The organism is Lachnoanaerobaculum sp. Marseille-Q4761 (assembly GCF_017565785.1).
Lineage (GTDB): Bacteria > Bacillota > Clostridia > Lachnospirales > Lachnospiraceae > Lachnoanaerobaculum.
Genome location: NZ_JAGEKB010000003.1, coordinates 476,523 through 501,826 on the forward strand (window position 1 = coordinate 476,523; position 25,304 = coordinate 501,826).

Sequence of the window (25,304 nt, forward strand, 5' to 3'; positions counted from 1 at the left end):
TTGTATTAATTATACTATAAAGTCTTCGGATCAAGACCATACCAATTCCCAAGCCATATTTCTTTTTCATATATCCTGTCAATATCTTCTTTTGTATATAAATAATCTGCTGCACCGGCGAAAATATCATCCGGAAACAGTTTGAAATACTCATGCAAAAAATTCAAATACATAAAGGCTCTGTCTCCGTACCCTTCAATATATATGTATCTGTAGTAATCTGTCTTTTGTCCGGAAGAATCTTCTACCGTACAGCGATACAAATACTCCCTTTTTATTATATCAATATACATAACTGCCCATGAAGAGGCGTCATCCAAATACCATCTGAAATCATCATCGTAATCCGGTTTATTTACGGAAAACATATAATAATCACCATGGTCACTCAAAAATTCATTGGTAAATCCTCGTGACATCAATATGTTTACAATAGCTTTTATATCCCTACAGCTATTATCATCTTTTCTTCTTAAAATTTCTACATCTCCTGCCATTCTACCGACTAAAAAGTGCTCCTCTCTCTTTCTTTAAATATCCATTTTTCATTCTTATCCTTATTGTTAAATATTTCATCAATCTGTGCTTTTGTAAAGAAACAACCGTTGTCAATATAAAAAATATCCTCAGGAAACCTATTTAGATAGTTATGTACTATTTCAAGTACCTGCATTTCTTTTCCGATAAGATCTGTAATTCTAAAATATGTTTCAAAACCTATATTTTCAATACTCTTTATAGGAATATCCGTCATCTGTGTATTACAATATATTTCAATCACCTTGTCACCATCATAAAAGCAATCATCATTATTGAATTTTACATAGACTATATTATAGCTTTCTCTTTTTATATTAACAATTTTTCTATTATTCATTGTCCTCAATGTATGTATCATTCTGTGAGGAAGCCCCTGCTTTGAGTTAAGTCTTTTGCCAATTATTCTTCCTTCGTATCTAAGTTCTACACCTTCAATAATATTTTTAGAGTACAATGTTTTTAGCATACCGCTTGTAAAAGCTGCTAATGTAGTAATGCATCTATCTATATAATAGTCTATGCTTTTTATACTGTATGAAGATCTGTATATCCAGTTTTTATCAGGTTTACCATTATAAATACTGTCCATCATCGCTTTATTATAATATCTCCCATTATCCACATAAAAGATATCATTTGGATGCTCTTGTAAATATCTATGTAACAGCTCCAAAATAATAAGTTCTTTCCCGAATATATTTGAAAAACGATAATATGTTTCAAGCCCCGTTTCATTTGCCCTTTCAGTAGGTATTTCCATATTTCTTTGATAGGAGTACACCTCTATCATATGCTCTGCATCCTCAAAGAATAAAATATCATTCTCTTCTTTCATATATGATATACTATACTCTTCCTTAGAAATAGAAAATCTCATACTATGTCCCATATCTATAAGAATATGAACTAATATATATGCTGCCTCCATCTTATTGACACCGGCTTTACCCAGTATTCTACCTTCGTATCTCATAATCACCCCTATATCAAACGCTCATCCGGATCGGTATATATCCATTCGGCAGTCCACTCTTTTTTATTATAAATCCTGTCTATATCAGCTTTAGTATAAAAATGTTTATCCTTTGAATAACAATTCCAGAGTACATCCTCCGGTACAAGTTTAAAATATTCATGAAAAAAATTTAACAGCATAAATGATCTACCCGATATTTTTTCAAAGTCAAAATAATCTTTATAACCTTTAAACTTTTCAGGAAAATCCTTTATCCTCACATTAGACCACCAGTCATCTGATGGTATTAAATCTACATTTGCAAGAATACTGTCCGATTTATCCTGCAAATAATATGGTAGTTCATCATCAAACATGGGTTTATTTATTGAAAGACTATAATAACTTCTATTATCATATGCTCCACAGTTCGTATAGCCTCTTGACATAAATATATTTATTATATTTTTTATATCCTGAATATTTCCTTCTCCGTTTTTCCTTAAAATATCTACGCTCCAGCCCATAATCACCTCTATTTAAACTATAGATTTTTTATACAATACTCATATTGTACTTGTCAATTCAAATTCAATCATTTACTATTTTATTGTTAATACTATTTATACTGTATGATGCGGATATAACCTGTTTAATAAAGGATTACGTGCCATACTTTTACAAAAAGATTGGAGTACTATGATATATATGGACAATGCCTCCACCACCAAGGTGGATCCTGAGGCTTTTGATATAGCAAAAAAATATTTATTGGAAAACTATGCAAATCCTTCATCAAGCTATTCTATGGCAAATGATGTAAAGGCTGATATACAAGATGCAAGAGAGATGATAGCGGATATCCTCGGTGCAAGATATAATGAAATCTATTTTACCTCCGGCGGCAGTGAAGCAAATAACTGGGCAATACTAAAATCATGTGAACTTATGGAAAATAAGGGGAAACATATCATCAGTTCAAAGATTGAGCATCACTCTGTGCTACATACACTCTCATACCTTGAAAAAAGAGGATATGAAATTACTTATCTAAGTACTGATGAAAAAGGTATTATTGATATAAATGAACTTAAAGACGCTATAAGAGAGGATACTATTCTTATCAGTATAATGTTTGCAAACAATGAAATAGGAACGATACAACCTGTTAAAGAAATCGGAAAGCTTGCCCGTGAGCACAATGTTTTATTTCATACAGATGCGGTACAGGCTGTAGGGCATCTGTCAATAGATGTAAATGAGCTTAATATAGATTTACTCAGTGCAAGCGGGCATAAATTCCATGCACCAAAGGGCATAGGATTTTTATATATCAAATCCGGTATTAAGCTTACATCTTTAATACATGGCGGCAGTCAGGAAAGAAATCGAAGAGCCGGTACTGAAAATACTTTCGGTATAATTGCTATGGCAAATTCTTTGAAAAACTGCTATGAGTCCTTAGAAAAAGACAGCTTATATGTAAAATCTCTCAGAGATAAGTTGCTTTCTCTAATACTTGAAAATATCGAAGGCTCTCATATAAACGGTGATATAAATAACCGACTTTTTAATAACATAAATATCTACTTTGAAAATATAAGCGGTGAACTGCTCCTAATTTTATTAAATCAAAACGGTATCTGTGCCTCTCTTGGCTCAGCCTGCACCACAGGAAGTATAGATCCCTCACATGTAATAATGGCTATTTCAAATGATAAAAAAAGAGCCTCATCCTCCCTTAGACTCACACTTAGTAAGTACAATACGGAAGATGAGGTCAATAAAACCTTTGAGATATTAAAATTATGTGTCAATAAACTTAGAGCCTGAGTTATAATATAATCCTGTGATTTGAACTCAACTCACAGGATTATATTATAACATTTATGCCGGCTCACTCTATGAAGTCGAATTTTTAAATATTATCGGTTTTCACAAACCTCTTTTACTGTTTTTATAAGCTTTTCCATCAGACTCACCCTGTTTAAAACGGTGATAAGATAATATCCGTCCACCAGATCATAGATTTCATTTGCTATCTCTTTTGACATAGAGAGGGCAATTTCTTCAGCCTCTTCTCTTTCCTTGCCGATATACTTTTCTACAATATCATCTGTAATATATATGCCGTTTACTTCACTTTGCATATATCTGGCATTTCTTTCACTGACAATCGGAATGATTCCTCCCATTATCTTAATATCAAGATTTTCTCTGGCTGTTTTTAAGTTTTCAACAGCTCTCTTTGTCAAAACAGGCTGTGTAAAGAGTACCTCTACACCGTTTTCCTGCTTTCTTTTCGCTTTCTTAAGTTCCGCACTGAAATTCCTTGAATTTACATTTAAAGCCGCACATATATTCATAGGGCTTTCAAATACCTCATCATTTAAAGATTTGATAAAGTTTGCAAATTTCACTGAATTAAACTCAAATACCGATCTGATCTCATCTCTTTGAGCATTCGGTATCGGATCTCCTGTAATTACAAGTACATTGTCAACTCCAAAAGCACTTGCACCAAGTAATAATCCCTTGGCTGCATTAACATTCCTGTCTCTGCAAGTCATATGAGGAAGTACATCAAAATCAAGCTCATTTCTCACCTTACATGCAAGCAAACAGCTGTCCATTCTTGCTCTGGCTATAGGATTATCCGCAATGGTTACAATATCCGCACCGGCAAGCTTCAGCTTCTTTGTATTCTCCATAAACTTGGCTACATTTGTATCTATCGGAGAATCCAGTTCCACAGCTATTGCCTTTTGCCCCAATTCAAGCTTGTTTTTAAATCTGTTTAATCTGATATTTTGTGTTATGCCCTTTTCCTGCTTTATAGCTCTTCTGGGCTTTATGAGTTTTCCGCTCATACTCTTTTTAAGCAGTTCTATATGCTTTGGAGTGGTTCCGCAACAGCCTCCCACTATATTTACACCCATATCAAGTATATCCTCAATCTGAGTCGCAAAATAATTTGCCAGTGAACCGTAATATATTCTGTTATCCCTTACTATCGGATAGCCTGCATTCGGCATTGCTACAAGGTATAAGCCCTCTGTATTTACATCCTTTAAAAGCTTTGCCATATGATTGGCTCCGGTCATACAGTTTAATCCCACAGCATCAAAAAAACCCGATTCACAAATCTCCTTAAACATAGTCTTATAATAATATCCCTCACTTGAATATCCGTCTGGCATAACTGCAAATGAAACTATTATAAATGAATCCGGCGATTTTTCCTTGATATATTCACCTATTGACTTTAAACCTATAGTACTGTTTCTTGTTTCAAAAAAGAAATTTTTTATTCCTTTTTCAAGAAATATATCAGCTATAATCTTGTATTCTTCAAATGCCGCATTATTGCTGTCCGCACTTAAAGAGCCCATATCGGCAAAAACATAAGCCTCTTCCTTAGCGGCTTCAATTGCTATATCAATACCTGCATTTATCACCTTTTTTTGTAAATCTCTGTCACCAAGAAATGCATCTATGCCTGTGGCAAATGTGTTTGTAAGTATAGCCTTTGCACCTGCTTCTATATATTCCTTATGAATTCCCCTTATAAGCTCGGAGTTTTTGATATTCGCAAGTTCACATCCGATACCGTCATCTGTCAGTTCATCATAATATGTTCCCATTGCCCCGTCAAAGAGCAATACATTATTCTTTAAATATTCTCTAATATTTTCCATAATTTATCATCCTAAAACTGTCTTTGCAATATCTACCGAGCTTCTGGCATCAGGTGCGTAAAAATCCGCTCCCATCTCATCCGCATACTCCTTGGTAAGCACCGCACCGCCTACCCATATCTTGCAATCATTTGATACCTTTCTTATCTCCTCGATAGTGCTCTTCATCGCAGGCAATGTTGTAGTCATAAGTGCCGAAAGCCCTACAAGCTTTACATCCTCTCTGATTACTGTGTCCACAACCCTTTGAATATCCACATCTCTTCCAAGGTCTATCATTCTGTAACCATAGTTTTCTAAGATTACCTTGACTATATTTTTACCGATATCATGTATATCTCCCTTTACGGTACATACCACTATCTTTCCCTTACTTACATTCTTATCGCCCTTTTTAGCTATCTCCTCTTTGATAAGCTCAAAGGCACTGCTTGCGGCATTGGCTGCATTTATAAGCTGTGGTAAAAATATAATCTGCTTTTCATACAAATCACCTACCTTATCCAGTGCAGGTATCAGATACTCATTTATTATCTCCAGTTCACTGTGGCTCTCTAAAAGTTTTTTTGCATTATTATAGGTTTCTTCCTTTAGCCCCTTTAATATTGCATCCTGTACCACTTCCTTTGTAACTTCCCCTGTAGCCGATACCTGTATAATCTTGGTCTCGGCTTTTACAGCTGCAAATCTGTCGATATATTTCGCAGAATCCTTATCCTCACCTGAAAGCACCTTAAATGAATAAATTGCATCCATAATGCCTTCAATATTCGGATTTACAATGGGCAGATCAAGTCCTGCATACATTGCCTGTATCAGGAAGTTCTCTGTAATATGACTTCTTGCCGGAAGACCGAAGGAAATATTGCTTACACCCAGAGTTGTATGAAGTCCAAGCTTCCTTGTTACCCTTCTTACTGCCTCAAGTGTTTCTTTTGCCTGATCCTGCTGCGCTGAAACTGTAAGTGTAAGGCAGTCTATGATCACATCCTCTTTCTTTAACCCATGTTCAATTGCCTTATCAAGTATATGTTTTGCATTATCAAATCTTTCCTGTGCTGTAGTAGGTATGCCGTTCTCATTTAGTGCAAGTCCTATAACCGCCGCACCGTATTTTTTAACAATTGGCAGTATCAGGTCAAGTCTTTCATCCTCCGCATTTACAGAGTTTACAATCGCTCTACCGTTGTATACACGAAGTCCCGCCTCTATCGCCTCAGGATTTGATGAGTCTATCTGCAAAGGAATATTAACTACAGATTGTACCGCCTTTACGGCTTCTATCATCAGTGCAACTTCATCACCGCCCGGAACACCCACATTTATATCCAGTATATCGGCTCCCGATTCCTCTTCCTCTATTGCAACCTTACATATATACTCCATCTCATGGTTTAAAAGTGCTTCCTGAAATCTTTTCTTACCTGTAGGGTTTAATCTCTCTCCTACAACCCTTACACCGTTTAACTCAACCATTTCATTTCCGGAGCATATACCGGTTTTTACTTTTATGGGCTTTATCTTGGAGAACTTTCTATTTTCAAACTCTTTTTTTAACTCACTGATAAATTCAGGTGAGGTACCGCAGCATCCTCCCGCATATTCTATTCCTATTTCGCCAAAATCAGCCATCAACTTTGCAAAATCGCTTGCAAGCAGATCATATTCGCCTGTTGACGGATTTGGAAGTCCTGCATTCGGCTTTATTATAATGGGCAGATTGGTCCATTCCTTAAGTTTTTTTGCAAGCGGTAATATCTCCTTTGGTCCCAGAGAGCAGTTAAAGCCTACAGCATCCACTCCCAGTCCTTCAAGTGTAACAGCCATTGACTCTATCTTTGTTCCGGTAAAGGTTCTTCCGGTTGTTTCATAGGTCATAGTCACCCATACAGGAAGATTTGTATTTTCCTTTGCGGCAAGTACACCTGCTCTTACATCATAAAGGTCGGTGAAGGTCTCAAATATAATAATATCTGCACCGTATTTCTCTCCTGCTACCACCATTTCCTTATATATTTCATAGGCATCTTCAAATCTAAGTACTCCAAGCGGCTCCAAAAGCTCTCCTATAGGTCCGATATCAAGTGCCACTTTTACTTGCTCTTTACTCTCTGCCACAGCTTCCTTGGCTGATTTCATAGCTGTAGCTATAGCGGTATCCACATCTATCTTACATCCTTCAAGTTTATGTGCATTTGCGCCGAAGGTATTTGTATATATTACATTACTGCCTGATTCTATATATTTTAAATGTATATTTTTAACTATATCCGGATTGTCAAATCCGAAGACCTCAGGATGCTCCCCCGCCTTCATTCCGGCTGCCTGGAGCATTGTACCCATTGCCCCGTCAAGTATAAACAATTTATGCATAACATCTGACTCCTATTTTTCTGTACCTGCAGGATTTCAAAAGATTGCATCCCGCACAACTCTTTTTTAATGTTTCAAGCTTTTGGTCACTGACTCCTATTATTGCTGTTACCGATTTTCTTGGTAACATTATGCCGCTGTCACTGACATTCACACCTATCCTCCTTGTGGCATTTACCACATTTACAAACTGCCTTTGTATGGTTATAGGCAAATCACCATAGCCCGGCGAGAATCTGAATGTCAAATATTTATTTTCCTTTAAATATTGCTCTCTAAATCCTGCTTCTATACTGTCACATACAGCCTCAATAAGAGTTGAGCCGCAGGAATCCATAATAAGCGCATTTGCCACATTTTTTAATTCTTCTTTTCTTATTGCATTGTCAACGCCTACACCTATGGTGGCAGCCATCAAAATCAGCTTATGGCAATCCTTTATATGTTTTTTTATGCTTTCTCCCACAAAAAAGTCCAGCTCAGCCGGAAACTCTCCCTTATTTTCCAATTCCCATTCTCTGAAAACAAAATTAGGCTTTGCTACGGCATTTATTTTCTCCATACATTCGAGCACCTGTGTATGCAGGTTTTCATCTATATCTTTGCTGTTATGTTGGAGATACCTAAGCACCTCCGACTCATCATCCTTTGTAAGTTTTATATCTATATTGAACATTTCTCTTCTTTCCATCTTATAACTCTTTTCGTTTTACTATAGTAAGATAATTTATACTAAAAGTAAAGTTTTACATTATACATATAGCCTATAACCGGTTATTTATGATGTAAGAAAATTTTAATTGGTATTTTTCTTTTTATATGCTAGAATATCGAGTGTAAACGCTGTATTTACATTTATTTGGGGATGTACCGGTTTCGACAGGGAACATGCAGCTGGTGAAGCTATTCGTATGCAATGCGTTAAATGGCAAAATTAAATATAAACGCTGAAGATAATTTAGCATACGCTGCCTAAGGCAGTTGCAGACCTGTAAGCACTCACACTTACAGAATCTGTATCGACTTATGTGAGAAACCTTATATACAAAGCTTTGAGTATATAGATGTATTATGAAGCTACTCTTTTCTGCAGTTTGTTGTTTGACTGTTTTAAAGGGGAATTTTAACAAGCAACTATAATAGTAGAAGAACAGGGAATTGTTTTTTGGACACGGGTTCAACTCCCGTCATCTCCACTTTTAAAAGTCTTGATTTCAAGGCTTTTTTTATTTCATTAAATTATTTTTATCTTATTATATTCCAATATTCTCGAACTTTTGTTTGCTTTTAACTCGAACATATGTTAGGATATATGTAAATATACCAATATATAAAGGAGATTCGATGGATACACTGACTGATAAGCAAAAAGAAATATTTAATGTTATTAAGGATTCCATCTTAAACAAGGGATATCCGCCATCTGTTCGTGAAATAGGTGAACTTGTCGGACTTAAGTCCACTTCTTCCGTACATGCTCATCTAAACAGCCTTGAAAAGAAAGGATATATCAGAAAGGATCCTACCAAGCCAAGGACTATAGAGATTACCGATGACAGTTTTAACCTCACCAGAAGAGAGGTCGTTAATGTACCTATGGTCGGTACTGTCGCTGCCGGTATGCCGATACTCGCATCTGAAAATATCACAGACTATTTTCCTATTCCAAGCGAGTTATTGCCTAATACAGATATATTTATGCTCAAGGTAAAGGGAGATTCCATGATAAATGTAGGCATACATGATGGTGATCAAATTATTGTATCTAAGCAAAACACTGCCAAAAACGGTGATATTATCGTTGCTTTGGTGGAAGACTCAGCCACTGTAAAGACATTTTATAAAGAAAAAAACTTCTATCGACTCCAGCCCGAGAATGATTTTATGGAACCTATTTTGGTAAAAGAAGTTTCTATTCTCGGAAAGGTTATCGGATTATTCAGATTTATGTAAAAAAGGCTGCTACATATGTAGCAGCCTAAAATATTAAGTTCAGATTATCTTACGCCTGCCTCTTTAACCTTGGCAGCCTTACCGACTCTGTCACGAAGATAATATAATTTCGCTCTTCTAACTTTACCTTTTCTTACAACTTCTACTCTGTCAACAGATGGAGAATGTAATGGCCATGTCTTCTCAACACCGATACCGTTAGAGTTCTTTCTAACTGTGAAAGTCTCTCTTGCACCGCCGTTTTGTCTCTTGATAACTGTACCCTCAAAAATCTGGATTCTCTCTCTGTTACCCTCACGGATCTTGTTGTGTACTCTTACTGTATCACCTACACTAAAATCATCAACACTTGCCTTAAGTTGCTCTGCCTCAATACTTCTTATTAAATCATTCATGTGAAACCTCCTATTATTTTGATGTTCTTAAAATTTCTTCCAGAGGACCATCGCCTTATTCACAACTACAGTATTTTAACATATGAGCTATTACAAAGCAATAGTTAATCCATTTATAAGAGATATTTTTACGGCAATTATGACTTCTTAAGTCTTTCATTGATTTCTTCCACATGCTTTTTATTTATAAGTATAAATATAAGCCAGATTATAAAATATATTGAAATATATATTATTGTAAATGAAAGCAAACTTGCGATACTAAATGAATACCAACATGCAAGTATTGCAAGAGGAATAAAAATCACATAATTTATAATACAATGCGAAACAGTCATTTTACTTATACTGAATTCAGTATCTGTAAATATAAGGCTTGTGACCGAGAACAATGTACCTATCGCTGCCCATATAAAAACAGATACAAGCATTGCCATGATCTCATTTGGAAATGCTTCCAAAAATTTATTCGGCGCCGGCTGATAGGCTCCGCTGCCTGATAAGTATGAAAACAGCATAGATATAAATAAGCCTATATCAATTCCTATAAATATTCCAACTATTACTCTATTTATAATTTTATTTTTCATGATATAAAATCTCCTTTATTTTTTTTAGATATCTTCTTAATGAGCTGGTCATTGTACCGTTTTTGAACTCAATATTTATAATCCCTCCCACACTCATTGAAAAATGTGAGACATAATCAAGATTTATGATTTCGGAATTTGATACTCTGACAAACTGTACAGGCAAGATTTCTTCAAGCTCATACAGCCTTTTTGAAATATGATACTCTTCTTTTTCAGTCTGTGCATATACAAGCTTTGCCCCCGAATAAAATCTTATAAACTTATTGATAGCAATTTGATAAAGATGATCATCTTTTTTTACATTCAGCTTATTATTATAAGCCCTTACATATTCTAAAAGTTTTTCTAAATCTTCAAATTTACTATGCGTTTTTATCAGTGCACTGTCCGAGTCAATACTGTCATCATTTTGATAGATTACATTCATATAGCACCTCCCTTAATAAAATACAAATATATTTGTTTAGATTAAGCATAGTGAAATAAGTAAACTTTGTCTATAGAATATGGATATATGGCAATTTATTAAATACAAGTGGACTATAAATCGAACTTCTCATAGCATTATTACATTATTCTTTATAAAATATTACAATTACATTTATACTATTTACTAGATTATGTTTTTTTGATAGACTTCTCTAGGATTTATTAGGATGGTGTATGTATGTTTTCCTTAATATTCAGCATACTTACCATTAGCTTGAAAGGAGTATTTTTATGAATTCTTTAGAGAGTAAAAATATTGTCACATGTGTAATCTTATCTATTGTTACATGTGGCATCTATGGTATCTATTGGCTGTATTGCCTGATTAATGATATCAATACTATCTCAGGAGATCCTGATGCTATGTCACCGGTTCTCGTTATAGTATTAAGCTTTGTTACCTGTGGAATATATTTCATTTACTGGGCTTACAAGGCAGGAACTCTTTTAGATCAAAAGTCTATAGAAGCAGGCAGAGCGGCAGAGAGTCGTCCGGTTCTTTATGTTGTGCTTTCAATCTTCGGTCTTGCAATCGTTACATATGCTCTTATGCAGGACAGCATAAATAAACTTGCAGATTCTCAGAATAATATTAATAAAACTACATTTTAATTAATATGCCGAATCGAATCAAAAGGACAATAAAAGATACCATTGCAATTATTTGCCTTGGTATCTTTTTATATATACTATATTCAATACATATACGAATCCCCTGTATGTTTAAAACAATAACTCATCTGGACTGTCCGAGTTGCGGAGTAAGCAGGATGTGTGTCTCGCTCTCACATGGAGATATCAGGTCGGCATTTTTCTATAATCAAATACTTGTTTTCCTTTTTCCTATCATAGCTCTTTACTATGCTTTTTATCAGATAAGATATATATTAACAGGTCAAAGAAAAACAACTGCTGTAGAAAATATTATCATGATAATTTTAATAGTTATATTGATACTATATGGCATTATAAGAAATATGCCCTTTTATCCATATAAACTGCCATAAAAAAGTCGGGTTTCCCCGACTTTTTATATTTCCCCGTCTCTGAATTTTTGAATAAGTTCATGCCCCACACTTATGTGGAAAGGCAGAACAGGTACATCTTCTCTTTCAAACCATCTTGCCTCAGATAATTCCTCCTCCTGTAAGGTAATCTTATCATCTCCGTCAAGGTCTGCAATAAATGCCAGCATTATGGTATCGGAAAAAGACCAAGGCTGTGATTTATAAGGCTGTATGTTTTTTACCTTTAAACCCACTTCTTCCCTTACTTCTCTGGCTACCGCATCTTCAAGAGTCTCTCCGACTTCTACAAAACCTGCCACCAATGCATAGTAATTATATACACCCTTTGCATTCTTTGTCAGTAACAGCCTGTTACCGTTTCTGATTGCCACTATGACGGCAGGAGATATCTTAGGATATTCTATATACTTACATTTCGGACATATCAATGCTCTTTCCGTAAGAGATTTTTCAGTCTTTGTTCCGCAATATCCGCAATATTTTCTGCTTTGCAACCATCTGTACACCTGTGAGGCGCTTACACTTGCAAAAGCCTGATATCTTGGCTCAAACTCACGCAAAGCATGTATACCTTCCAGATAAAATCCCCCAAACTCCGGCAAACTCATATCCTCCACCAGATAAAATTCTTCATCATCCACAGAGTTTACATAATAGGATTTTTCATATATATTTTCATCCTCATCTTCCAGATTTTCAAATCTCGGAATACTTATCTGACCTGTCAAAGCATCCTTTATAAGCATTATTTTATTGTATTCAAAATGTAAAACAAATGACTTTTTATTATTTTCCTTGGTGGCTTTCTTTCTCCTGTATTCAGGATAAAATACTTTCGGATATATTTCCTGTATCATAATATTCTTTCTTTTACTGCTTAAAACTATAACTCCTGATAATTATACTTTTGTAATAGCTCATATCTCATATCCCATAATTTCTGTGAAAGGTCCACATAGGTCTCATGAGGATATGCAAGTCTCTTTGACTCATCCCAAAGGGTGTCAAGCTCTTTTTTACAAAACTCTCTTATCTCCATAACAGATGGAGACTTGTATACACATTCTCCATTTTTAAATATAGGCACCAACAGCTCCTTTGTTTCAAATGAGCCGGCGCTTAACTTTGTTCTTTTCCATGTTTCCACAGGATCAAAAAGCATCAGTGATTCTTCTGTGGACAGGTTCTCCTCTTCCAGACATATATAATCGGCTATTATCTTTCCTGTTTTCTTATTATAGATCCTGTATATTTTTTTATTTCCCGGATTTGTAATCTTTTCCGCATTCTCAGACAGCTTTATCTTAGGTATAAACTCACCTGTATCTTCATTCATAACCGCAGCCAATTTATATACACCTCCAAATGCAGGGCAATCCTTTGATGTAATAAGATTAGTTCCAACACCCCATTTATTGATGGTTGCACCCTGTAATTTTAAAGAAGAGATGATATTTTCATCCAGATCATTTGAGGCTGAAATAATAGCATCATTAAATCCGGCTTCATCAAGCATCTCCTTGGCTCTCTTTGAAAGGTATGCAAGATCTCCGCTGTCAAGTCTTATACCGTAATTTTTAAGCGGTATTCCGGCTTCTCTCATTTCTTTAAATACTGTAATAGCATTCGGTACGCCCGATTTTAATGTATCATAAGTATCCACAAGAAGTGTACATGCTGTAGGGAAGGTCTTTGCATAGGTTCTGAATGCGGACAATTCATCCGGAAAGCTCATTATCCAGCTATGTGCATGTGTTCCAAGTATGGGAACATCAAACATTCTTCCGCAAAGAACATTGCTGGTACCTACACAACCTCCTATAACAGCGGCTCTTGCACCATAAACACCTGCATCAGGTCCCTGTGCTCTTCTAAGTCCGAACTCCATTACACCGTCGCCATCCGCCGCCAAAACCACTCTCGCCGCTTTTGTAGCAATAAGTGATTGATGATTTATAATATTTAACAATGCTGTTTCTATAAGCTGTGCCTGCATTATCGGAGCAATCACCTTTACAAGCGGCTCTCTCGGGAATATTACACTTCCCTCAGGTATAGCATAGATATCACCTGTAAACTTAAAATCTCTCAAATAATCCAAAAAATCTTCTCTAAATAATTTTACTTTTCTCAGGTACTCTATATCCTCATCATCAAAATGCAGATTTTTAATATAATCTATTACCTGATCAAGTCCGGCACAGATTGCATATCCGTTTTTATTCGGATTTGATCTGTAAAACATATCAAAGATCACTGTTTCATTTGCATTGTTCTCCAAATGATAACCCTGCATCATTGTAAGTTCATATAAGTCAGTCAATAATGTCAAATTTCTTTTATCCATTTTTTCCCATCCTTTTTAAAGTAACTACTTAAGCTTTGTATACCAATCTATGCCTTATTTATGATATTGTCAAGTGAATTAAGCTTAAAATAATATAAATCATTTATAATCATTGTTATAGTTCAGGTGCCATATGTTTTGAGGCTTTTAATTTTACAATCCTTGTAGCGTTTAACTCTTTCGCAAAACAAGGCAGGATTAAGCTGTCGAGGACTTGTTTGAGTGTAGTTCGCTGCTCCCCAAGCGAACAAACGAGTTCCGCAGACTGCGTAAAATCCTGCGAAGTTTTAAGAAAGAGTTGCGATTAGGATTGTAAAACAAAAGCTCTAAAGGGTATACCTGAACTGTAACTAATCATTAAACAATATCAGTCCACCTTTTCTTTTATGCCCGGTATTCCACAACTCTCTAAAATCAAACCATCTATAGCTGCCATAGCTTACCACTTTTACCATAAATTTTTCATTGTTTTCTTCATATCCCGTAAGCAAAAACCAATGCCATACAAAATCTTTGAATTTAGGATTTTTATGCATCAACACAAGCATCGGTACAGGCATCTTTTTATCTATTTGATATTTTACCACATTTATGGCATCTTCTATATCATTATCTCCCGAGTATTCTTCCAAATTTATGCCATATTCTCCGATATCTTTTAAAAAGTCGCTTATACCGTCCACATATATCTCCAACCTGTCTATGCCTGTCCATCTCGGTCTGAGATAAGGTTTTACATTATTTGAAAAATCCACATAATCAAGTGCATTTAAGTTTTCTTTATCGTATGGATATAGATTATCTTTTCCAAGATATTTACTCATATATACAAAGCTGTCACAAGCTGTTACACAGGCACAACCGCCTTTATTCATCCAGAGATTTTTAAAATCCTCTTGATTCCAGCCATATTTTCCGTCAATTAAAAAATAATTCAATTCTTTTTTCATATTCTCTCTAAAATTTTGGAGCAATATAATACTTTAAAGTACCACATTGCTCCAATCAAAAAATTATAAATCTTCATCACCAAGCAAATCTTCAAACTCTTCTTCATCAAGAAGCTCGTCAAAAGCATCTGCCACTATTTCATATTCCTCATCCGTCTCTATATTTGTAAGCTCAGGCTGTCCGTCCGCTGTCTCTGAATATCTGTAAAGATATACCGTTCCTTCATCATTATCATCCTCAGGCATTACAGCAATATACTCTCTCTCACCTGCACTGAAAATATTCAGTACAACACATTCAAGTACAGTATCATCCTCAAGTGTTATAGAAACCGATACATTACCTTCCTCAACAATGCCGTTTTCAAATAAATCCTTATCTTCCATAGCTCACCTTCCTTTAAAATACAAATTTATTTTGCCTGACTGTTTAAAAAGTTTAAAACCTCTATTTTATCCTTGCTTATCTGACTTTTTAACTCATCCAGACTTTGAAACTTAATCTCCTGCCTTATATACTTGTAAAGAAATACCTCAATCTCTCTACCATAAAGGCTCGCATCAAAATTATAAAGATATGTTTCCACTCTGTAAATATGATTTCTCTTATCGTTTTCAATACTTGGGTTTGAACCTACATTTGTAAGCCCCAAATACATGGTATCATCATCACCGATTCTTACTCTGGAAGCATAAACTCCCGGCTTTGGAAGATGCTTTTCCTTTGGTGGGAAAATGTTTAATGTAGGAAAGCCTATTTTGGCACCTATTTTATTTCCTTCTTCCACTGTTCCGGTGATGGAATATACACTCCCCAGTAATTTATTGGCTTCTTCCATATCTCCTTCATCAAGCTTTGACCTGATAAGAGTGGAGCTTATATCATTTTGGAAATCGTCTTTTTCCTTTGTAATTATCCTTAAATCAAAGCCTAAGCTCTTTGATAATTTATTTAACAGCTCGATATTTCCACTCTTTTTATAACCGAAGGCGGCATCATCCCCTGCAACTATTTCCGCCATTCCAAGCTTACCTATCAGAATATCCACCAAAAACTCTTCACCTGTCAGTCTGGCAATATTCATATCAAAGGGATATTCTATATAATAGTCAATCCCCAGTTCTTCCAGTTTTCTTCTTCTTTCCACATTTGTAAAAATCTGTGTGGTATTTTTATTTCTTACGATATTTGACGGCAATGTTCTGAATGAAAAGACCACGGTTTTTAAACCTTTTTTATTCGCCTCTTCCTTTAGAGTTCTGAACAGCTTTCTATGTCCTCTATGTTCACCGTCAAACTTCCCTATAACAACAGCAGTTTTCTCTGTTATATTTATATCAGTAGTATTTATAAATGTAATCACATTATCACCTGTCTATAAAAACATCTTAAATGGCTTTAGCTCCTTAGATTCCTTTTTATATATTGCAATAAATATGTCATTAGAATCATAGACTCTGTATAAGTCACTTTCACTATACTTTTCTTCAAATTTTAATTTATTGCCATTATGCAGATATTTATCAAATTCAAGGGATGTATTTATTTTGGGCAGGAAGGAAAAATACTCCTCCACGCTCATTATTCTTTTATCTATATTATCTCTCTCTGCTTCAACTTGATTCAGAGTGATTGCTTCATCTACATCAAATCTATCCACTCTTTTTCTGATAAGCGACTCCATACATCCCCCTACCAAAAGTTTTTCTCCAATATCATGACATAAAGTTCTGATATAAGTCCCCTTTGATACTTTAGCTCTGTATCTGACTCTTGGCAAGTCCATTTCTATTATTTCAATATCAAAAATATAGACTTTTCTCGGCTCTCTTTTAACTTCCTTGCCCTCTCTTGCCAGATCTACAAGCTTTTTTCCACCTACTTTTAAAGCTGAATACATAGGTGGAAGTTGCATATATTCCCCAAGGAATGAATTTATCGCTTCTTTGACCTTTTCCTTTGTCAAAGAAGAAATATCACTCTCTTTGAGTTTATTTCCGGTTGAATCTTGAGTATCCGTAGAAACGCCCAAAAGAAGTACCGCTTCATATTCCTTTGACTTATCCGTCAACATATCGGACAGTACGGTAGCATTGCCTAACAATACCGGAAGTACACCTGTCGCATCCGGATCCAATGTGCCCGAATGGCCGATCTTTTTTTGCTTTAAAATACCCCTCATTTTAGCAACAACATCATGTGAGGTATAGCCTTTTTCCTTGAAAATATTTATTATTCCGTTATAAGTATTCTTAGCCATTTAATTCTTTCTCAATCATGGGCAATATTTTGTCTTTTAAAATTTCATCGGCATTTCCGTAAACTGTAGCACCTGCTGCTCTTATATGCCCACCGCCGCCAAGTGCGGCTGCGATAGTGCTGACATTTTTATTTATGGAACGAAGGCTTACTTTATATTCATTTTTTTCAGTCTCATACATAAATAATGCTATTTCCACACCATTGATATTTCTAAGATTGTCTATGATTCCATCCATTTTTTTCTTATCTGAAATATACTTACTCCATGTATCAAAGTCCAAAACACCATAACAGCATTTGCCTTCAAATTCAAGTTTTGCATTTGTAAGTACCAGACCGAGAAGCTTGCTTGCATTAAAATCCTTCTTAAAATAAGTATCATCTATTATTTTAGTAAAGTCAAAGCCTTTTGCTATCAATTCACCGGCAATATCCATCGTTTCTTTTGTTGTGGATTGATATTTAAAAACTCCGGAATCATGTACTATGCCTGTGTAAAGGCAGATTGCGGTATTTACACTTACCTTTTCTTTTTCAAGTAATGTATATAAAAGCTCACATGTAGAACTTCTAAAATCTTCCACTATATTGAATTTTGCAAAATCGGTATTTGTAATATGATGGTCTATGCATAGGCTTTCCTTTGCAATATCAAGCAGTACTCCCCTGCTTCCAAGCCTTTCTCTATCTGACGCATCCAAAGATACCACTAAATCAGCATCCATAAACGGGTTCTCACTTATCAGTCCAAACCCGTTCATATATGAAAATTTCATTGATGGCTTTTCAAGGCATACTCTTACCTGCTTATCCTTATAATTTTCTGTTATATAATTATACAGACCGAGTGTGGAGCCTGTACAATCCCCATCCGGACTTACATGTCCGGTAATAGCTATATTTTTTGATTTCTCAATAAGCTCTATCAGTTTATTCATTGCCCTTCTCATCTTTTTTTATTACTTCATCTATTAACTTATCCATTTTCATACCATAAGCCAATGATTCGTCTAAAACAAATTTTAATTCAGGAGTGTTTCTAAGGTTTAATCTTCTTGCAAGTTCCTTTCTTATAAAGCCTGAAGAAGATTTTAAACCTGCCAATGTCTTCTTTGATTGCTCATCATCTCCCAATACACTCACATATATTGTAGCATATTTAAGATCTGTGGTAACTTCCGCATCTGTAACACTTGTCATAGGAGCAACCCTCGGGTCTTTTACCTCTCCTCTTATGATTTCCGATACAGCCTTCATCACTTCTGAGTTTATCATAGTAGACTTTAAACTATTCTTTCTCATACATTCCTTTCTGTCAGCTTCTTGGAACCTCTACCATAGCATAAGCCTCTACCTGGTCAAATTCCTGTATATCATTAAATTTCTCGAATACAAGACCGCATTCATAGCCTGTAGCAACTTCCTTAACATCATCTTTAAATCTCTTAAGTGATGCCAGATTTCCGTCAAAGATCTGCTCTCCGTCTCTTGTGATTCTAACCTTACAGCCTCTTACAAACTTACCGTCAAGTATATAGCTTCCTGCAATATTTCCGACACCTGATGCTTTAAAGATCTGTCTGATCTCCGCATGTCCGATAACTTTCTCCTCATAGATAGGCTCAAGCATACCGGTCATAGCGCTCTCTATATCCTCTATCGCCTGATAGATAACCTTATAAAGTCTGAGATCCACATTTTCTCTTTCGGCGGTAGCCTTTGCCATGAGATCGGGTTTTACATTAAATCCTATTATAATTGCATTACTTGCCGCTGCAAGTACCACATCACTTTCATTTATGGCACCTACACCGCCGTGGATAACCTTAACAGCAACTTCATCATTTGAAAGCTTGGTAAGGGATTGCTTCACAGCTTCTACAGAACCTTGAACATCGGCTTTTACCACTATCGGAAGTTCCTTAACATTTCCTGCCTTAATCTGGCTGAAAAGATCATCCAGTGAAAGCTTTGCCTTTGTATCCTCGATAAGCTTATTCTTGCTCTCCGAGATAAATGTAGCGGCAAATGCCTTTGCTTCCTTGTCATTTTCTGTAGCTACAAATACTTCACCTGCATTCGGTACACTGTCAAGTCCAAGGATCTCAACAGGTGTGGAAGGTGTAGCCTCCTTAACCTTTATACCTCTGTCATTCATCATGGCACGAACCTTACCCGAGCATGATCCTGCCGCAATAAAGTCTCCTACATGAAGAGTTCCCTTTTGTACAAGTATTCTTGCAACCGAACCCTTACCCTTATCAAGCTCAGCCTCTATTACAAGACCTCTTGCCCTTCTGTTAGGATTTGCCTTAAGCTCCTTTACCTCTGCTGTAAGTATTACCATCTCCAAAAGATTTGATATACCTTCTCCGGTCTTTGCGGATACAGGTACAAATATGGTTGAACCGCCCCAATCCTCAGGTATAAGCTCATGCTCTGAAAGCTCCTGCTTTACTTTATCAATATTTGCGGCAGGTCTGTCTATCTTATTGATAGCAACTATTATCTCAACCCCCGCCGCCTTGGCATGGTTGATAGCTTCTACAGTCTGAGGCATCACGCCGTCATCCGCAGCTACAACAAGTATCGCAATATCTGTAGCCTGAGCACCACGCATACGCATTGCCGTAAACGCCTCATGTCCCGGAGTATCAAGGAAAGTAATAGGCTCTCCATTGATTTTTACCATATATGCACCGATATGCTGTGTGATACCGCCCGCCTCTCTGCTTGTAACATTTGTTTTTCTTATAGCATCAAGTAAGGATGTTTTACCATGATCGACATGTCCCATTACAACCACTACAGGAGGTCTTGGAACCAATGTGCTCTCCGGATCTTCCTCTTCTGCAAGAAGCTCTCCTATAACATCCACCTTCTCCTCCATAGTACATATAACATCATACTCAAGTGCTATTTCCTCAGCCTGCTCAAATGTAAGCTCTGTATTGATTGTAACTATCTGACCTTTGAGGAAAAGCTTTTTAACAATTGTTGAAGGCTGAAGCTTAAGCTTTGAAGCAAAATCCTTTAATGTAATTGTCTCAGGAATAATAATCTCTTTAATATCATCCTGTACCTCTTCAACCTTTTGCTTTGTAGGCATTATAAACGGATGCTTACTTATCTTGCCCTTTGCCGGTCCGTCCTCGGTTCTGTGCTTTTTATCATTCTTATTGTTTTTAAAGTTGTTTTTATTAACTCTGTTTGTAGTCTTCTTGCCTAAGCCGTCAAGTACAGCTACATTGCCCGATGATTCGTTTTTCTTAAATCCCTGCTGCTTATTGCCGAAACTTCTGCTGTTATTTTCATCCTTTGCATAGTCTTTGCTTCTGTCATTTCTGCTGTTCTTATCATTTGAACCTGCAAAGCCCTTGCCGTCTTTTCCTGCAAAGTTTCTGTTTCTGTCTGTATTTCTGTCTCCGTCTTTGCCCCTTGGATTTCTGTCATTCTTAAAATTGCCCTTTTGGTCCTTATCTTTATTAAAAGTCTTTTTATCCTTGTTTTGAGGACGGGCATCCTTGCCTCTTGCCTTATCTCTTTCTTCTCTTTCCTTAAAGATATTTCTGATAGGCTTGGCATTTTCCTTTGCCTTCTTTGCAGCTTCCATCTCAGCATAGACATTTCTTGGCTTTGAAGCTTCCGCAACTGTTTCAGGCTGTTTTTCCTTTTCAACTTCCTGTTTTAAAGTTTCTAAAACCTCCTGCTTTACAGACTCTTTTGATGTAACCACTTCTTGTGTATTTGTCACTTGTGCTATCTTCTCTTCTTTCTTTATCTCTTTATCCTTTGGCATATCAGACTTGTTTTTTTCTTCATTTACATTCTTCTTAACAAGCTGCTTTTGCTCATCGGCTTCGGCATTTTTCTTTGTGTTTTTCTTTGCTGCCGGAGCTGATTTTGAGCCTGATTTTTTTGTAGGCATCTGCTGTGCATTCTGTGGTCTGAATACAACAACCTTTTTCTTTGGAGTTTCCTCCTTCTTTGTTTCTGATACTTCCTTCTTGGTCTCTACCGTTCTGTCGTTTTCCATATTTTCTTTGTTATTCACCGCTTTATTTCCATCTATTTTATCAAATTTTTCTCTAAGCATTTTTTCTTCATCAGCTGTAATATTTGACATGGCAACCTTTGATATGCCCTTTTCCTTCAAATATCCTATCAACTCAGTATTATTTTTGCCTATTTCTTTTGCCAGATCGTTTACTCTCAATTATCATTCCTCCGTGATTTTTAATATTGCATTTTTAAATCCGTCCTCAGTCAATGTCATTGATGATCTAAGCCCCTTGCCCAAAGCAATTCCCAAATCTTCCTTTGTGGAATATATCAATATCGGAACATTATAAAATTTACATTTATCTTCAAATTTCTTTTTAGTGTTTTCAGACGCATCCGCTGCTACTATTACCAATTTTGCCTTACCTGATTTTATGCATTTTTCAACTGAAAACTCTCCTGACACCACTTTTCCTGCCTTCATAGCAAGACCTATCAGTCTTAATACCTTATCCTTTGTCAAGCTCTGCCATCTCCTCACTAAGCTTTACTAAAACATCCGTATCTACATTCATCTTAAATGCTCTGTTTAAACCCTTTGTTTTTACAGCCTTTTGTAAACATTCAAGATTATTACAAATATAAGCTCCTCTACCGTTTGCTCTTCCCGTACTGTCTAAAAGTATTTCATCCTCAGGTGTCTTCACTATTCTAATCAATTCTTTTTTAGGCTTTGACTCATTGCATCCAATGCATTTTCTTTGAGGTGTTTTATTCTTCAATGTCGTTGTCATCTTCGCTTTCTGCCCCAACATCCAATCCTTCATTATCCTCTGTATACTCCTCATCAACAGGCATATTATCAGATATATCGTCACTACCGTCTAAAGAATCAAATACTCCCAGTTCTCTTGCCTGGCTCTCACTCTTTATATCTATCTTATATCCTGTAAGTCTGGCTGCAAGTCTTGCATTCTGTCCTTCCTTACCTATTGCAAGTGAAAGCTGATAATCCGGAACTATTACATCCGCCTCTTTTGTCTCCTCATCCGCAACTACGGCTATTACCTTTGCCGGTGAAAGAGCATTCTCAATCAGGTAACCCGGATTATCATCCCAGTTTACTATATCAACCTTTTCACCTCTTAACTCTTCAACTACCGCATTTACTCTGACTCCGTCCACACCTACACAGGCACCGACAGGATCAATATCCGCCTCATGGCTGAATACGGCAATCTTTGTTCTGGAGCCTGCCTCTCTGGATATGGACTTTATCTCTACCACACCGTCTCTGATTTCAGGTACTTCCGACTCAAAGAGTCTTTTTACAAATTCGGGATGTGTTCTTGATACTGATATTCTGGGTCCCTTCGGATTGTCCTTAACCTCAAGCACAAATACCTTTAATCTGTCTCCAAGCTTTAACCCCTCTGTTTTTACCTGCTCGCTCTCAGCTAACACGGCATCTATTCTTCCAAGGTTTATAGCAATATTCTTACCCATAAATCTTGTAACCGCACCGCTTACTATATCTCTTTCCTTCATATAGTAATCGTTAAATATTACTTTTCTTTCTTCTTCTCTTATCTTTTGCAAAATAACATTCTTTGCAACTCCGGCAGCTATTCTTCCGAATTCCTTTGAAATAACAGGTACAAGTACGGTATCACCTACACTTAAATTAGGATTTTTCATCCTTGCCTCGGCAAGTGATATCTTGGTAGCCTTATCCTCGATGGTAGGCTTATTTCCCAATGTCTCCACCACTTCCTTTGCCTGTATTATGGAATAGTCACAGGTATCCGGATTTACACTTACCTTTACATTGTCCGCTGTGCCGAAATTATTTTTACATGCAGAAATCAAAGAATTCTCAATCGCTTCTAAAATTGCCGCCTTACTTATATTTTTTTCTTTTTCCAAGAGATCAAGTGCCTCCAGTAATTCCTTATTCATCCTTTGTATTATCCTCCATCAAAAATCTATCTTTAATCTGATATTTGCAATTTCTTTTTTTGTAAAGACTTCATCTTTATTTTCTGTTTCTACGGTGATATTCTCACCGTCAAATGACTTAAGTACTCCCTCGAAATCCTTTACACCTTCTCTCGCTTTGTAGAGCTTAAGCTCAACCTCTTTTCCGAGCTCTCTTAGAAAATCTTTATCCTTTTTTAAAGTCCTGCCAAGCCCGGGGGAAGAAACCTCTAAAATATACCCCTCGTCAATAAAATCATTCTCATCCAGCCAGTCGCTGAGATGTCTTGAAATATCTGCACAGTCCTCTATTCCTATGCCGCCATCCTTGTCACAGTATGCACGCAGGTAGTGTTCTCCCGCTTCCTTGACAAATTCAACATCCACTACCTCAAAATCCAATTCACTGCTAAGTTTTTCCAAGAACTCTTCCGTTCTTTTTACATAAGTTTCGCTTTTGCTCATTTCCATCCTTTCATAATATGCATAAAAAAGTGGACCCCTCGGCCCACTTTCCTGTCGAACATATTTTATTCACTATACCACACTTTTCGTTTAAATGCAAGGACTAAATAGCCTTACTCAGCTTTTATTATCACCTTATCCGGCTTTCACCACTTAAAAATACATCTACACAAGTATTACGCCCAATTCACCAATTTAATATCCGGTACTATTTCAAATTCTCCTATCGTCCATAAAATCGTCTGAGAACATATCTATAGCTGCTGCAAAAGAATCCCAATTGCTGCTTTTGGGCAATAATATCACTATATCACCTATCTTATTTACCAAAACCTCATCTGATAAAAATCTGCATTCCTTTGGCAATATTACTGTCTGGCTTCGCCCATTTTCAAAAATTTTTGCTGTCAACATAAAATCACCGCCCTTTTTTATTCAGTATATATCTTGATATATATTAAGTCAATATTCAAAGACTAATACATTGCTATTTTATATACCCCTTCTCCTTTTCATAGGCTACTATAAAATCTCTGTTCTTAACTTCAATCTCACTTAATACAGTATCACTGAAATTTGCTGCCGGTATACTTCCCTGATACCAGCTGCATGACTCAAAATAACTTTGTAAAGCGGCATCATCAAACATTCGTCCATGTCTGGCATAGAGCTCATTTCTTGCCAGGCGACACTGCTCTGCACTTAGATTTTCGAGGTCTTTTCTCTCCAATAATCTTGTACTGCTCTCCGGCAAAATATACTCATTATTTACCGGCTCGGTAACAGCTTCACTTGACATACTCTCTGTTTGCCTTTCACTTATTTTTGTACTTTCATCAATAGACTTCTCATTTTTATCGCTACCGGCTGATTTTTTATCCTGATTCTGACTACTCTTATCATCTTCAGTTTTCCCGTCTTTTGCGATTTCAGATTTTCTATCGGTATCAAAAACTCTTTCTTTAGTTTTATTATCCACAACGGCTACACTTATAATTCCCGCTTTAACTAAAGCCGTAGCTACTGTTAAAACAGCCAATAATAAAGCAAGAATAATGACAATAATCATCTTGAGCCGTCTTTTTTTACCGGGCTTATTCCTCTTAGGATTATTCGCCGCTGCACTGCTGTAATTTCCCTGAGGCGGCAAATCACCGGACTTATTTAAGTCAACTTTCATACCGGCTCCCGAAGCATTGCCGCCTATAGCCGCTCCGCAGTTTGCGCAGAACTTAGAGCCGTCCATCACCTTTTCACCACATTTTGAACAGAACAT

General features: G+C 36.3%; 28 protein-coding genes and 1 other RNA gene. 5 read left to right on the forward strand and 24 right to left on the reverse strand.

The features are described 5' to 3' along the window. Positions 1-14 precede the first annotated feature (14 nt). The 3 genes from J4O15_RS13375 to J4O15_RS13385 are packed head-to-tail and all read right to left on the reverse strand — an operon-like array spanning position 15 to position 2,022. On the reverse strand, positions 15-497 hold the full coding sequence (locus J4O15_RS13375; RefSeq protein WP_009219110.1) for a hypothetical protein: 483 nt from the start codon (positions 495-497) through the stop codon (positions 15-17). A gap of 8 nt (positions 498-505) precedes the next feature. Beyond that, positions 506-1,513: a hypothetical protein gene (locus J4O15_RS13380; RefSeq protein ID WP_208101109.1), complete on the reverse strand. Its 1,008-nt coding sequence runs from the start codon at positions 1,511-1,513 to the stop codon at positions 506-508. A gap of 8 nt (positions 1,514-1,521) precedes the next feature. After that, positions 1,522-2,022, reverse strand: coding sequence for a hypothetical protein (locus J4O15_RS13385; protein WP_009219112.1), 501 nt, complete (start codon positions 2,020-2,022; stop codon positions 1,522-1,524). Positions 2,023-2,194: 172 nt separating this feature from the next. Between J4O15_RS13385 and J4O15_RS13390 the strand changes: the two genes are divergently transcribed. Then, positions 2,195-3,328 carry a cysteine desulfurase family protein gene (locus J4O15_RS13390; RefSeq protein ID WP_208101110.1) on the forward strand — a complete coding sequence of 378 codons (1,134 nt, stop codon included), beginning with the start codon at positions 2,195-2,197 and terminating at the stop codon, positions 3,326-3,328. Positions 3,329-3,420: 92 nt separating this feature from the next. On the opposite strand, the gene J4O15_RS13395 is transcribed toward J4O15_RS13390, so the two are convergent. From J4O15_RS13395 to J4O15_RS13405, 3 genes are read right to left on the reverse strand one after another with little or no spacing between them, the layout of a single operon-like run. Continuing rightward, complete coding sequence (locus J4O15_RS13395; protein WP_009219114.1) at positions 3,421-5,193, reverse strand: bifunctional homocysteine S-methyltransferase/methylenetetrahydrofolate reductase; 1,773 nt, start codon at positions 5,191-5,193, stop codon at positions 3,421-3,423. Positions 5,194-5,199: 6 nt separating this feature from the next. Then, complete coding sequence (locus J4O15_RS13400) at positions 5,200-7,566, reverse strand: homocysteine S-methyltransferase family protein (RefSeq protein WP_208101111.1); 2,367 nt, start codon at positions 7,564-7,566, stop codon at positions 5,200-5,202. Beyond that, positions 7,559-8,257 carry a vitamin B12 dependent-methionine synthase activation domain-containing protein gene (locus J4O15_RS13405; protein ID WP_208101112.1) on the reverse strand — a complete coding sequence of 233 codons (699 nt, stop codon included), beginning with the start codon at positions 8,255-8,257 and terminating at the stop codon, positions 7,559-7,561. The genes J4O15_RS13400 and J4O15_RS13405 overlap by 8 nt, the downstream gene beginning before the upstream one ends. Positions 8,258-8,427: 170 nt before the next feature. Here J4O15_RS13405 and ssrA point away from each other — a divergent pair. Together ssrA and lexA are read left to right on the forward strand one after the other, a co-directional pair. After that, positions 8,428-8,765, forward strand: a transfer-messenger RNA (tmRNA) gene (gene ssrA, locus J4O15_RS13410). A 145-nt stretch (positions 8,766-8,910) separates the two neighbouring features. After that, positions 8,911-9,519: a transcriptional repressor LexA gene (gene lexA, locus J4O15_RS13415; protein WP_208101113.1), complete on the forward strand. Its 609-nt coding sequence runs from the start codon at positions 8,911-8,913 to the stop codon at positions 9,517-9,519. A gap of 44 nt (positions 9,520-9,563) precedes the next feature. Here lexA and rplS read toward each other — a convergent pair whose 3' ends face one another. The 3 genes from rplS to J4O15_RS13430 all read right to left on the reverse strand — a co-directional run bounded on the left by rplS (position 9,564) and on the right by J4O15_RS13430 (position 10,934). Next, positions 9,564-9,914: a 50S ribosomal protein L19 gene (rplS, locus tag J4O15_RS13420; protein WP_009219119.1), complete on the reverse strand. Its 351-nt coding sequence runs from the start codon at positions 9,912-9,914 to the stop codon at positions 9,564-9,566. A gap of 137 nt (positions 9,915-10,051) precedes the next feature. Further along, positions 10,052-10,504 carry a DUF3021 domain-containing protein gene (locus tag J4O15_RS13425; RefSeq protein WP_208101114.1) on the reverse strand — a complete coding sequence of 151 codons (453 nt, stop codon included), beginning with the start codon at positions 10,502-10,504 and terminating at the stop codon, positions 10,052-10,054. Next, positions 10,494-10,934, reverse strand: coding sequence for a LytTR family DNA-binding domain-containing protein (locus tag J4O15_RS13430; protein WP_208101115.1), 441 nt, complete (start codon positions 10,932-10,934; stop codon positions 10,494-10,496). Before J4O15_RS13430 ends, J4O15_RS13425 begins: the two co-directional genes overlap by 11 nt. A gap of 293 nt (positions 10,935-11,227) precedes the next feature. Here J4O15_RS13430 and J4O15_RS13435 point away from each other — a divergent pair, with 293 nt between their 5' ends. Together J4O15_RS13435 and J4O15_RS16475 are read left to right on the forward strand one after the other, a co-directional pair. After that, complete coding sequence (locus J4O15_RS13435) at positions 11,228-11,608, forward strand: DUF4234 domain-containing protein (RefSeq protein WP_009219122.1); 381 nt, start codon at positions 11,228-11,230, stop codon at positions 11,606-11,608. A gap of 107 nt (positions 11,609-11,715) precedes the next feature. Then, a complete protein-coding gene (locus J4O15_RS16475) occupies positions 11,716-12,003 on the forward strand; it encodes a DUF2752 domain-containing protein (protein ID WP_279546213.1) in 288 nt (95 codons plus the stop codon). Between the two features lie 23 nt (positions 12,004-12,026). Here J4O15_RS16475 and nudC read toward each other — a convergent pair whose 3' ends face one another. The 15 genes from nudC to J4O15_RS13515 all read right to left on the reverse strand — a co-directional run bounded on the left by nudC (position 12,027) and on the right by J4O15_RS13515 (position 25,304). Beyond that, complete coding sequence (nudC, locus tag J4O15_RS13445; protein WP_009219124.1) at positions 12,027-12,881, reverse strand: NAD(+) diphosphatase; 855 nt, start codon at positions 12,879-12,881, stop codon at positions 12,027-12,029. A gap of 26 nt (positions 12,882-12,907) precedes the next feature. Beyond that, positions 12,908-14,371, reverse strand: coding sequence for a nicotinate phosphoribosyltransferase (locus J4O15_RS13450; RefSeq protein ID WP_009219125.1), 1,464 nt, complete (start codon positions 14,369-14,371; stop codon positions 12,908-12,910). A gap of 350 nt (positions 14,372-14,721) precedes the next feature. Continuing rightward, positions 14,722-15,321, reverse strand: coding sequence for a hypothetical protein (locus tag J4O15_RS13455; RefSeq protein WP_009219126.1), 600 nt, complete (start codon positions 15,319-15,321; stop codon positions 14,722-14,724). A gap of 63 nt (positions 15,322-15,384) precedes the next feature. Beyond that, positions 15,385-15,708 (reverse strand): DUF1292 domain-containing protein, encoded by a 324-nt coding sequence (locus J4O15_RS13460; protein ID WP_009219127.1) that lies wholly within the window; start codon positions 15,706-15,708, stop codon positions 15,385-15,387. 26 nt (positions 15,709-15,734) lie between these two features. Beyond that, on the reverse strand, positions 15,735-16,685 hold the full coding sequence (locus J4O15_RS13465) for a bifunctional riboflavin kinase/FAD synthetase (protein WP_009219128.1): 951 nt from the start codon (positions 16,683-16,685) through the stop codon (positions 15,735-15,737). A 12-nt stretch (positions 16,686-16,697) separates the two neighbouring features. Beyond that, positions 16,698-17,582 (reverse strand): tRNA pseudouridine(55) synthase TruB, encoded by an 885-nt coding sequence (truB, locus tag J4O15_RS13470; RefSeq protein ID WP_208101116.1) that lies wholly within the window; start codon positions 17,580-17,582, stop codon positions 16,698-16,700. Next, entirely contained in the window at positions 17,575-18,522 is a 948-nt protein-coding gene (locus J4O15_RS13475) for a DHH family phosphoesterase (RefSeq protein WP_208101117.1), read from the reverse strand. Before J4O15_RS13475 ends, truB begins: the two co-directional genes overlap by 8 nt. After that, entirely contained in the window at positions 18,515-18,886 is a 372-nt protein-coding gene (gene rbfA, locus J4O15_RS13480) for a 30S ribosome-binding factor RbfA (protein ID WP_208101118.1), read from the reverse strand. The genes J4O15_RS13475 and rbfA overlap by 8 nt, the downstream gene beginning before the upstream one ends. Positions 18,887-18,899: 13 nt before the next feature. After that, entirely contained in the window at positions 18,900-21,800 is a 2,901-nt protein-coding gene (gene infB, locus J4O15_RS13485) for a translation initiation factor IF-2 (protein WP_208101119.1), read from the reverse strand. A 3-nt stretch (positions 21,801-21,803) separates the two neighbouring features. Beyond that, the gene (locus J4O15_RS13490) at positions 21,804-22,109 is read right to left on the reverse strand and encodes a L7Ae/L30e/S12e/Gadd45 family ribosomal protein (RefSeq protein ID WP_009219133.1); all 306 of its coding nucleotides are present in this window, start codon (positions 22,107-22,109) and stop codon (positions 21,804-21,806) included. Continuing rightward, complete coding sequence (gene rnpM, locus J4O15_RS13495; protein WP_040457564.1) at positions 22,096-22,380, reverse strand: RNase P modulator RnpM; 285 nt, start codon at positions 22,378-22,380, stop codon at positions 22,096-22,098. The genes J4O15_RS13490 and rnpM overlap by 14 nt, the downstream gene beginning before the upstream one ends. Beyond that, positions 22,358-23,545, reverse strand: a complete 1,188-nt coding sequence (gene nusA, locus J4O15_RS13500; protein WP_208101120.1) for a transcription termination factor NusA — start codon at positions 23,543-23,545, stop codon at positions 22,358-22,360. The genes rnpM and nusA overlap by 23 nt, the downstream gene beginning before the upstream one ends. Before the next feature lie 18 nt (positions 23,546-23,563). Next, positions 23,564-24,028, reverse strand: a complete 465-nt coding sequence (rimP, locus tag J4O15_RS13505) for a ribosome maturation factor RimP (RefSeq protein ID WP_208101121.1) — start codon at positions 24,026-24,028, stop codon at positions 23,564-23,566. 213 nt (positions 24,029-24,241) lie between these two features. After that, positions 24,242-24,442, reverse strand: a complete 201-nt coding sequence (locus J4O15_RS13510) for an antitoxin (RefSeq protein WP_208101122.1) — start codon at positions 24,440-24,442, stop codon at positions 24,242-24,244. A gap of 73 nt (positions 24,443-24,515) precedes the next feature. Continuing rightward, the gene (locus tag J4O15_RS13515; RefSeq protein WP_208101312.1) at positions 24,516-25,304 is read right to left on the reverse strand and encodes a YARHG domain-containing protein; all 789 of its coding nucleotides are present in this window, start codon (positions 25,302-25,304) and stop codon (positions 24,516-24,518) included.

What these genes read in the sequence shown, in the direction of transcription:
- J4O15_RS13375 (WP_009219110.1), bottom strand. Translation starts at nt 497, where the DNA reads ATGGCAGGAGATGTAGAAATTTTAAGAAGAAAAGATGATAATAGCTGT.
- J4O15_RS13380 (WP_208101109.1), bottom strand. Translation starts at nt 1,513, where the DNA reads ATGAGATACGAAGGTAGAATACTGGGTAAAGCCGGTGTCAATAAGATG.
- J4O15_RS13385 (WP_009219112.1), bottom strand. Translation starts at nt 2,022, where the DNA reads ATGGGCTGGAGCGTAGATATTTTAAGGAAAAACGGAGAAGGAAATATT.
- J4O15_RS13390 (WP_208101110.1), top strand. Translation starts at nt 2,195, where the DNA reads ATGATATATATGGACAATGCCTCCACCACCAAGGTGGATCCTGAGGCT.
- J4O15_RS13395 (WP_009219114.1), bottom strand. Translation starts at nt 5,193, where the DNA reads ATGGAAAATATTAGAGAATATTTAAAGAATAATGTATTGCTCTTTGAC.
- J4O15_RS13400 (WP_208101111.1), bottom strand. Translation starts at nt 7,566, where the DNA reads ATGCATAAATTGTTTATACTTGACGGGGCAATGGGTACAATGCTCCAG.
- J4O15_RS13405 (WP_208101112.1), bottom strand. Translation starts at nt 8,257, where the DNA reads ATGGAAAGAAGAGAAATGTTCAATATAGATATAAAACTTACAAAGGAT.
- lexA (WP_208101113.1), top strand. Translation starts at nt 8,911, where the DNA reads ATGGATACACTGACTGATAAGCAAAAAGAAATATTTAATGTTATTAAG.
- rplS (WP_009219119.1), bottom strand. Translation starts at nt 9,914, where the DNA reads ATGAATGATTTAATAAGAAGTATTGAGGCAGAGCAACTTAAGGCAAGT.
- J4O15_RS13425 (WP_208101114.1), bottom strand. Translation starts at nt 10,504, where the DNA reads ATGAAAAATAAAATTATAAATAGAGTAATAGTTGGAATATTTATAGGA.
- J4O15_RS13430 (WP_208101115.1), bottom strand. Translation starts at nt 10,934, where the DNA reads ATGAATGTAATCTATCAAAATGATGACAGTATTGACTCGGACAGTGCA.
- J4O15_RS13435 (WP_009219122.1), top strand. Translation starts at nt 11,228, where the DNA reads ATGAATTCTTTAGAGAGTAAAAATATTGTCACATGTGTAATCTTATCT.
- J4O15_RS16475 (WP_279546213.1), top strand. Translation starts at nt 11,716, where the DNA reads ATGTTTAAAACAATAACTCATCTGGACTGTCCGAGTTGCGGAGTAAGC.
- nudC (WP_009219124.1), bottom strand. Translation starts at nt 12,881, where the DNA reads ATGATACAGGAAATATATCCGAAAGTATTTTATCCTGAATACAGGAGA.
- J4O15_RS13450 (WP_009219125.1), bottom strand. Translation starts at nt 14,371, where the DNA reads ATGGATAAAAGAAATTTGACATTATTGACTGACTTATATGAACTTACA.
- J4O15_RS13455 (WP_009219126.1), bottom strand. Translation starts at nt 15,321, where the DNA reads ATGAAAAAAGAATTGAATTATTTTTTAATTGACGGAAAATATGGCTGG.
- J4O15_RS13460 (WP_009219127.1), bottom strand. Translation starts at nt 15,708, where the DNA reads ATGGAAGATAAGGATTTATTTGAAAACGGCATTGTTGAGGAAGGTAAT.
- truB (WP_208101116.1), bottom strand. Translation starts at nt 17,582, where the DNA reads ATGGCTAAGAATACTTATAACGGAATAATAAATATTTTCAAGGAAAAA.
- J4O15_RS13475 (WP_208101117.1), bottom strand. Translation starts at nt 18,522, where the DNA reads ATGAATAAACTGATAGAGCTTATTGAGAAATCAAAAAATATAGCTATT.
- rbfA (WP_208101118.1), bottom strand. Translation starts at nt 18,886, where the DNA reads ATGAGAAAGAATAGTTTAAAGTCTACTATGATAAACTCAGAAGTGATG.
- rnpM (WP_040457564.1), bottom strand. Translation starts at nt 22,380, where the DNA reads ATGACAACGACATTGAAGAATAAAACACCTCAAAGAAAATGCATTGGA.
- nusA (WP_208101120.1), bottom strand. Translation starts at nt 23,545, where the DNA reads ATGAATAAGGAATTACTGGAGGCACTTGATCTCTTGGAAAAAGAAAAA.
- rimP (WP_208101121.1), bottom strand. Translation starts at nt 24,028, where the DNA reads ATGAGCAAAAGCGAAACTTATGTAAAAAGAACGGAAGAGTTCTTGGAA.
- J4O15_RS13510 (WP_208101122.1), bottom strand. Translation starts at nt 24,442, where the DNA reads ATGTTGACAGCAAAAATTTTTGAAAATGGGCGAAGCCAGACAGTAATA.
- J4O15_RS13515 (WP_208101312.1), bottom strand. Translation starts at nt 25,304, where the DNA reads ATGTTCTGTTCAAAATGTGGTGAAAAGGTGATGGACGGCTCTAAGTTC.